We start from the raw sequence: 233 nt of genomic DNA, 5'->3' as shown, positions 1-233 counted from the left end.
GCAATGATCTTGGCAACCACGCCAGCGCCCACGGTACGGCCGCCTTCGCGAATAGCGAAGCGCAGACCTTCTTCCATAGCGATGGGGTTGATCAGCTTGACGGTGATCGACACGTTATCGCCAGGCATCACCATTTCCTTGTCAGCTGGCAGCTCGATGGCGCCGGTCACGTCCGTGGTACGGAAGTAGAACTGAGGACGGTAGTTGTTGAAGAAGGGGGTGTGGCGGCCGCC

Annotated in this window: 1 pseudogene; it reads right to left on the bottom strand. The window is 59.7% G+C overall.

Annotated elements, in window-relative coordinates:
- Positions 1-233: pseudogene (locus H928_RS26240) on the bottom strand (elongation factor Tu); the annotation flags it as partial.

Source organism: Comamonas sp. B-9 (assembly GCF_000410635.1).
Taxonomy (GTDB): Bacteria; Pseudomonadota; Gammaproteobacteria; order Burkholderiales; family Burkholderiaceae_C; genus Comamonas.
The sequence above is the reverse complement of the archived record's forward strand: the minus strand, read 5'-3'. Positions and strand labels throughout refer to the sequence as shown.